We start from the raw sequence: 6,725 nt of genomic DNA on the forward strand, positions 1-6,725 counted from the left end.
CTGTCGCACAATCTTTGTGCGGTATTGCCTTAGAGATACTGATCGCATTGTGAATCGTGCTTTCGTCATAGGCGATCGGCACACCGTGATGTTTTCCCAGCATGCTGTGCAAAGCGTTTGCCGTTCCGTAGAATGCTGTAAAGACGTTTTCGTCGTCCGGTGAACTGTACAAAGAGGCTGCAAGCTTTAAGGCGGTCGTTTTTCCGGTAGAGGAAGTTCCCACCAGTGACACGCCAAAACAATCCGCAGGCAGCTTTTCTGTGATCGTCAGGTAGGCAAGCAGTGTGGATGCCGCTGCTGCACAAAGTACAAACTGCAGTGACGGCATAGGGAGTATCAGACGGTTCAGTTCTGCAAGGTAATCCTCCGGTGACATCTCCAGATGTGCCCGCAGCACAGGCGGGCTGTGAGCTGCACCGCACCAGTGCAGTGTATTGCTGTCCTTCCATCCCAGAACCTGTCTGGCATCCTCTACCGGTAACGCTGCCACAGCAGCCTGCAGGTACATGCTCATCGCTTCATAAGCTCCGAAAGTACGATCCACCGCAACGCCGATGCGGAACAGTGTCGCACAGATCTTGTCTGGCAGAAGTGCTTCAAACGGGATCCGATGAATTACGCCATCATATTGTATATCCAGAAAGTGCCGGTGTTTTTCATCTGCCGCAACACAGAGAAGCTCAAAGTGGTCTGCCAGCCATTTTACCTGTGTATGGCTGGCAAGGTCTGCGAATCCTGCTTCGGTGTGCAGCACGGTGAAGCTGGTTGCATTTACACCTTTTCCGACCATAAACTCCAGTGCGTACTTCCGCAGACGCATCCATTCATGAAGGTCGATAGATGCACCTCCGAACCGCTCCAACTCGAACCCGACGGGAATCGGGGTAAACTCGATCATGATGTTATACGTCCTTTCTCAAACAAAAGGTGAAGCGATAAGCTGGTATCGCCCCACCCCGTTTGTCTATTTTACTTTTTTTACTTTAGCAGTTCAATCCGCTTTACGTTACTGAAGCGAGTGCCGCTCCTCTTGGATGTCACTGTAGAGATTTCCAGTCGAAAAGTGTGATTCAGAAGATCATCTGTATCGGTGGTATTTATCGCCCGAAAAATGTTGCTCCACGGGTGTTTTCCAAGATCCTCCAGTGTTACAAATTTCAGAAAGATCGTGTGATCCATGCTGGATAGTTGAAACTTGAGGCAAACTTCACCCTTGGCATATTCGAAGACGGCTATCAGTTGAGCTTCATATGTCCCGCTCTCAAGTAGGTCTGTTTCATCATATAGTGTCACGTTCATGAATTCATCCTCCATTCATCAATTAAACTTTACCTCTGCGTAAATTGAGCCGTCTTCCAGTTGGTTCGTCGTAAAAATTCCGATTTTGCGTGACTTTCCTTCAGGAACTTCTACGCCACTCATCTCAATTAGTTTTTCAGTTAAGCAGCTGTCATACACGTATCCTCCAGAACGAAATGTTATGCTGCACTTTGAAGTACCGTCAGTGGGAATGACTAAAACGGAATCCTCTGTAAAATACAGCTCGATTGCAATTGGACTGTTCAGGGCATCTCTGAACGTTTTGCTTAAGCGAAATCTGCGACTGTTAACAGTGTTCGTAATGATGAAGCATCCCGCAAGACTCTTATCTGGTGTATAGGCGTGTGCGTTTACGGATGCTAGAAATTCGTTTAAATTCTGTTTCATAATATATTCCTTTCTCCCAGTAAAGGGACTCAAAAATCATCTTCGAGAGCGTTTTGCTCTCTGCATTTTATTATAGTGAGTCTAATCAATTCTGTCAATAGGTCGTATTTTCTTGCTTTATAGTGCTAATCATATATATATTCAACGTATTTACGCCGTTTTTAGTTTTCTATTTATCAAAGAGCGGATTCTCGGCTTAGGAACCCTATGGCTTCCAGCTGCTCCAAAAGTCAGTTGTGCGTTTTTTATTTTTTCAATTCATTATCTGCTTTTTTCTTGTCGAAAATACGTTATTTTTTGTTTTGTATTTCTGGATAGCAGCATTCTTCCCAGGGATGTCTATGGACAAAATGCTCTCGTAAAGTACGCTTGATTTTTTAGAAAGAATCTGCTATAATGAGTATCGGAAAATGCTGTATCATTACTTTACTATTTTTCAGAGTGTGCTTTTGAGGGATTGATCTCAATGGGCATATATTTTGTAAAAGATCACAGTAAAAATGTTCATTTGTGCAACTTGATATACTTTTGGTTGCATTAGCATTATTCTATTGTGCAGAACGTAGAATCTTGAGATGAGGGGAAAAAAATGTCGAATTATCAGTATCCATGGGAGGAAATCTTTCAAGACTGTGCGGATTTGATCACTGTACAGATCAGAGACGGCAAAAATGTTCCGGAAACCTTTCCGCAGTTGTATCAGCTTTTTGAGAAATGGTATACAGAGCGTGAAAAGAAAGTACCGGAACAGCGTCACTTCATTCGCAAAATGCGGGAAGAGCTGGGCGTTGAGAGCGGAAAGAAGAAGATCCAGCCGTACTTGTACGCCTTTGTCGGAAAGTATGACAAGATGTCACTGGAGCTTCTGGCAGAGGGAACGGCACTTTCCATGGTGTCCAACGCATCCTGGCTGTTTGTTCGGCTGCGAAGCAAGATCAGCAGCACGACCGACAAGAAAAACACACACTTTTACTATCTCTCCCGCAAGCTAAAGGAAAAGTTTCCGCAGGACATCCTCTTTCTCTCCTTTGACGTGGACACCCTTGTGATATTATGTAAAAATGAGGAATCGAAAAATCGGGTGCAGTCCCATTTCCATTCCATCGAAGAGGAGCAGTCTGTATGAGCGGCAAAAAAAGAGGGCCAAAACCCAGGTATGAGGAAGAAGACGTTCTGGAAGCGATGGCTGTGTATTTCTATGAGCATATGGTTGTCCGGAAGGAAGACCTTTCTGTCTTTACAATGGATGCCATTTATGATGACATTCAGCACGATGCTTCCCAGTCGATCCTGTATCGCAATGTAGCATTTCCCAAGTACAGCCGGATGCGGAAAATGCTGATCGACCATCTTTCAGCGTATGGATTGTATCAGGAGAAAGAACGGCTGACTGCTGCTGTGGCAAGCCGGATCATAGAAACTTATGAGATCGATGCAGAGAAAGAGGACATGGACGTGCTTCTCTCCAATCACTATACGCTGACCACGTATGGCGGTCCGGTCATCACCTGCATTGCAAAGCTTCCTGCGGTGGAAGCACTGGACACGCTGGCGAGGATCGAAAGCAAGGAAAAACAGAAGTCCCTGACCTGGAGCAGAATCAACATGCTCCGCAAACTGTGTCAAAAAATCAAAAAAAGAAATGCCGATGTGATCTTAGCAGTGATCCCACAGTACAACAAAGCGATTTACCTGAATCAAAACGGCAGGATCGATAAGCACATCAACAACATCAATCCGTTATGTGATACGCTTCTTTTCTTTGTCAAAGACACACCGGAGGGCAGAGCGTTTGTAAAGGAACAGAAATTTCTCGTTTTCCCATTTTTCTCACCAGAGGATGAACTGCAGTAAAAAAATGCGGGTAATCCTTTTATCCCGGTGCAGTACCGCACGCCTCAGCGGATTCGCTTTTCGCTTGTGCTGCGGTTCGTCGGGCAGTAAAAAAAAATCCAAGTCATGCGTATGGCTTGGATTTTTTTGTTGGATTACTCGTATTGGCTCGCTTGTATTGGTTCGTTAGTACTCTTCCGCCAACAGCATGGTGCAGTGCTCCCCATCATCGATGATATACACCTTCGCTGTGACCGGCTTTTCTGCCTCCGCAATGTACGTCATCTCAAACTGCGGCTGCTCCGAGGTGTGATGTATAATTTGCAAACCGCTCTCTTTGCTAAGCCGAAACACCTGCAGGTAGTCTTTCGGTTCGGGCATCTGATCGACAGCCTGCCACATCAGCACCTGAAGCTCGATCGGTATTTCTGCATCCACGCCTCGTGTCAAGTATCTGCCTTTTGATTTTTCAAACATATTCTTTGCTCCTTTGCCTTGGAATCAAACATCTCGTACAGTTCGCCTCGTCGCATGGAAATGGTTTCTCTCAACTCCACTACGCCAAACCCCATATCCAGCACAATGTCAAAATCATAGGGTCGCACATGAATCGCTTTCACAAACTGCTGGATGAACGTGCGGAACTCTTCGGTATTTCGCTTTAACTCTTTCCACTGGGTATGCAGGTATGCCACGTCTTCATATTGAAGTGGTTCCAGCAGCTTTAGTTCGTGCAGTCTGGTTTCCAGCTTTGTTTTCTCATTTTCCAGCTGTTCCGCTCGCTGGAGCAAGTCATCTGTAAAGATGCCCTTTTCGATTGCCCTGGTGATATTGGCGAGACTGTCCTGCACTTCATTGTATTGTGCAGAAATCGCTTCATGGTTGGCATCAAAATCATGATTGAATTTCTGCACCTGTTGATTCACCTTAGCAACAGAACGCTTTAGATTTTTCGGTTTCAGCCTTTCGCCAATCAGCACAGCAATGTAGGCATCTAGGTAGTCCTTATTCAGTTCCTTGTTGTTGCAAGCTGTACGGTGCGTATTGCATCTGTAGGTGGCAAGCCGTGTCTTGCTCCTGCCGCTGAATCGAAGATTCCCGATCATCCGCTTGCCGCAGACATCACAAACCAGTTTTCCAGTCAGCAGGTAAAACTCCTTGCTGTGATAGCATCCTGTGTTTCGTTTATTCTTCGCCTTGATCCGCTGCACCTGTGCAAACAGCTTTTTCCCGATGATCGCAGGACAGCCACCCTCAATGCGGATATAGCTGTCCTTTTGAGCGTGGTTATTTCGTTTCCCGTCTGCTCTTGCCGCTGCTTTATTGAACACAAAAACGCCGGTGTACTTCTCATTGCTGAGTATCTCATATAAACTGTTCTTCCCGAACATTTTGCCTCGTTTTGTCTTGTATCCATGGGCGTTCAGATGGTCGATGATCGCTGTATAGCCATAACCCTCTGCAAACATTTGAAAGATGATTTTTACTGCTTGTGCTTCCTGTTCATTGACGATCAAGTGCCGGTTTTCATCCAGATCGTATCCCAGCGGGGGACAGCCGCCGGTGTGTTTGCACTGCAAAGCAGTCTCGTTCATGCCTTTCATGACTTCCCGTGCCAGATTTTTGCTGTAGTATTCCGACATGCCCTCCAGGACTGCTTCCATCATAATGCTCTCCGGGGAATCGTCCATGCGTTCCAGCACACTGCAAAGCTTGACATGGTTCTTCTTTAGCTTCTTTTTGTAGATAGCACTGTCGTAACGATCTCTTGAAAAACGATCCAGCTTATGCACCAGCACGATGTCAAACAATCCCTTGCCGCTGTCAGCGATCATCTGCTGAAACTGCGGTCGGTTATCTGTTGTCGCTGATCTCGCCTCATCGGTATAGGTGGAAACCACCTGCCAGTGATTTTGCTTGCAGAACTGATTCATGGCTCGTATCTGTGCATCAATGGATTCACTTCGTTGATTGTCACTGGAAAACCGGGCGTATTGTGCAACCTTTGGTATACTCAGCATCTTACCACCTCAACAGGCAGATAGATGTCTTCACCGCAGCTTTCATCAATGATTCTGACACCATGCAGATAGCTTTCTGCTCCGATTTCCAACACTTCCACAAACTCTAGTTCGTTCATCGGAACACAAGCAAATTCCTCTTTTTCAAGGATTACAAAACAGCCAATGTCATCCATGTTTTCTACTTGGTATTCCTGCATCATTGCTTCTGCTTTTTTCTGAATGTGCATTTGCAAAGAACCATTTTCGATGCGGTTCATTTCCTGCAAATTGGTTACTTTTATCATTCAATCACCTCCATTTCATAGGGTTCTAACACCCATTCTCTTCTGACTGCCGGCGTGAGCGGATGGCAGGCATTTCTTCCGATCTGGTACATCTTGCCGGCATGCTGCTTTATCAATTCCAGCAGGTATTTCTGCCGTTCTCTGACACGCAAAGTATTCTTTCCAATTGTACCCCAGGCAATGATAATGGCATCACTCATTGCAGCGTACTGTTCAATCACGTCATCTGCTTCATTGTCAATTAGTTCATCATCGCCATTGAAACGAAGATTGAGCTTTTCCATGATTCTGCTGTACAGGTTCACGATATTAACGCTGCCGAAGCCAAGCTTGCTGACGTTATTCAGAACCAGCATCGTGGTCATATCAAAGTTGACGGTATCTGCTGTGTTTGGATTGATCATGATGACCATTGCGGTTGGTTTCTCGCTGTCCCATTCCTTCCGCAGAAGCAAACGATGCTCTTTGTCGTCTGAAAAGATTGCTTTGCTCTTGATGATTGTGGTTTCTTCCAACATCAAATTTCTCCCTCCAATTTTGTTTCAAAAAAAGAGGCTCAGCGTCATACCAAGCCTCCCACGAACAGAATTTTTACTTACTCTTCTTGACAAGTGCCAGCAGCTCTACGCCGCAGGCAACCCCTGCCAGAAACATTTCAATTGCAATCGGCATTGATGTACTTCACCTCCTCCCGTTCCTGCATTTCGATGGCGATCCCGATGCCGCCGATCACCAGTGTCAGTACCAGTCCTGCGATAAATTCCTTCATGTCAAATTCCTCCAATTTTCGTTTTGATTTATGCTTCACACTGTAACAGTGTTTTTGCCTCACTAAGTGCCTCTTCCATTGCCGCTGTATCCATGAGCAGTTCTTCGA

Annotated in this window: 9 protein-coding genes; 2 read left to right on the forward strand and 7 right to left on the reverse strand. The window is 45.7% G+C overall.

The genetic code is table 11. The features are described 5' to 3' along the window. From RUMCAL_RS04465 to RUMCAL_RS04475, 3 genes are all read right to left on the reverse strand, one after another. Positions 1 to 898 (reverse strand): DUF927 domain-containing protein (locus RUMCAL_RS04465; protein WP_021681382.1); only part of this gene is annotated, 898 nt, incomplete at its 3' end. Positions 899 to 978: 80 nt separating this feature from the next. After that, complete coding sequence (locus RUMCAL_RS04470) at positions 979 to 1,299, reverse strand: hypothetical protein (RefSeq protein ID WP_022410062.1); 321 nt, start codon at positions 1,297 to 1,299, stop codon at positions 979 to 981. An 18-nt stretch (positions 1,300 to 1,317) separates the two neighbouring features. Continuing rightward, positions 1,318 to 1,707 (reverse strand): hypothetical protein, encoded by a 390-nt coding sequence (locus RUMCAL_RS04475; protein ID WP_021681384.1) that lies wholly within the window; start codon positions 1,705 to 1,707, stop codon positions 1,318 to 1,320. Between the two features lie 589 nt (positions 1,708 to 2,296). On the opposite strand from RUMCAL_RS04475, the gene RUMCAL_RS04480 reads away from it, so the two are divergent. Beyond that, complete coding sequence (locus RUMCAL_RS04480; RefSeq protein WP_021681385.1) at positions 2,297 to 2,833, forward strand: hypothetical protein; 537 nt, start codon at positions 2,297 to 2,299, stop codon at positions 2,831 to 2,833. Then, positions 2,830 to 3,561: a hypothetical protein gene (locus RUMCAL_RS04485; protein WP_021681386.1), complete on the forward strand. Its 732-nt coding sequence runs from the start codon at positions 2,830 to 2,832 to the stop codon at positions 3,559 to 3,561. The genes RUMCAL_RS04480 and RUMCAL_RS04485 overlap by 4 nt, the downstream gene beginning before the upstream one ends. Before the next feature lie 165 nt (positions 3,562 to 3,726). Here the strand turns inward: RUMCAL_RS04485 and RUMCAL_RS04490 are convergent, their stop codons facing one another. The 4 genes from RUMCAL_RS04490 to RUMCAL_RS04505 are packed head-to-tail and all read right to left on the reverse strand — an operon-like array spanning position 3,727 to position 6,366. Then, positions 3,727 to 4,017 carry a DUF960 domain-containing protein gene (locus RUMCAL_RS04490; protein ID WP_021681387.1) on the reverse strand — a complete coding sequence of 97 codons (291 nt, stop codon included), beginning with the start codon at positions 4,015 to 4,017 and terminating at the stop codon, positions 3,727 to 3,729. Next, positions 3,987 to 5,561 carry a recombinase family protein gene (locus RUMCAL_RS04495; RefSeq protein ID WP_021681388.1) on the reverse strand — a complete coding sequence of 525 codons (1,575 nt, stop codon included), beginning with the start codon at positions 5,559 to 5,561 and terminating at the stop codon, positions 3,987 to 3,989. Before RUMCAL_RS04495 ends, RUMCAL_RS04490 begins: the two co-directional genes overlap by 31 nt. Further along, the gene (locus RUMCAL_RS04500) at positions 5,555 to 5,848 is read right to left on the reverse strand and encodes a hypothetical protein (RefSeq protein WP_021681389.1); all 294 of its coding nucleotides are present in this window, start codon (positions 5,846 to 5,848) and stop codon (positions 5,555 to 5,557) included. Before RUMCAL_RS04500 ends, RUMCAL_RS04495 begins: the two co-directional genes overlap by 7 nt. After that, positions 5,845 to 6,366 carry a DUF1643 domain-containing protein gene (locus tag RUMCAL_RS04505; protein ID WP_021681390.1) on the reverse strand — a complete coding sequence of 174 codons (522 nt, stop codon included), beginning with the start codon at positions 6,364 to 6,366 and terminating at the stop codon, positions 5,845 to 5,847. Before RUMCAL_RS04505 ends, RUMCAL_RS04500 begins: the two co-directional genes overlap by 4 nt. Positions 6,367 to 6,725 lie beyond the last annotated feature (359 nt).

The sequence above is a fragment of the Ruminococcus callidus ATCC 27760 genome, from assembly GCF_000468015.1.
GTDB classification, from domain to species: Bacteria; Bacillota; Clostridia; order Oscillospirales; family Ruminococcaceae; genus Ruminococcus_C; species Ruminococcus_C callidus.

Excerpts from the sequence above, each read along its gene's own strand:
- RUMCAL_RS04470 (WP_022410062.1), bottom strand. The coding sequence starts at position 1,299 with ATGAACGTGACACTATATGATGAAACAGACCTACTTGAGAGCGGGACA.
- RUMCAL_RS04475 (WP_021681384.1), bottom strand. The coding sequence starts at position 1,707 with ATGAAACAGAATTTAAACGAATTTCTAGCATCCGTAAACGCACACGCC.
- RUMCAL_RS04480 (WP_021681385.1), top strand. The coding sequence starts at position 2,297 with ATGTCGAATTATCAGTATCCATGGGAGGAAATCTTTCAAGACTGTGCG.
- RUMCAL_RS04485 (WP_021681386.1), top strand. The coding sequence starts at position 2,830 with ATGAGCGGCAAAAAAAGAGGGCCAAAACCCAGGTATGAGGAAGAAGAC.
- RUMCAL_RS04490 (WP_021681387.1), bottom strand. The coding sequence starts at position 4,017 with ATGTTTGAAAAATCAAAAGGCAGATACTTGACACGAGGCGTGGATGCA.
- RUMCAL_RS04495 (WP_021681388.1), bottom strand. The coding sequence starts at position 5,561 with ATGCTGAGTATACCAAAGGTTGCACAATACGCCCGGTTTTCCAGTGAC.
- RUMCAL_RS04500 (WP_021681389.1), bottom strand. The coding sequence starts at position 5,848 with ATGATAAAAGTAACCAATTTGCAGGAAATGAACCGCATCGAAAATGGT.
- RUMCAL_RS04505 (WP_021681390.1), bottom strand. The coding sequence starts at position 6,366 with ATGTTGGAAGAAACCACAATCATCAAGAGCAAAGCAATCTTTTCAGAC.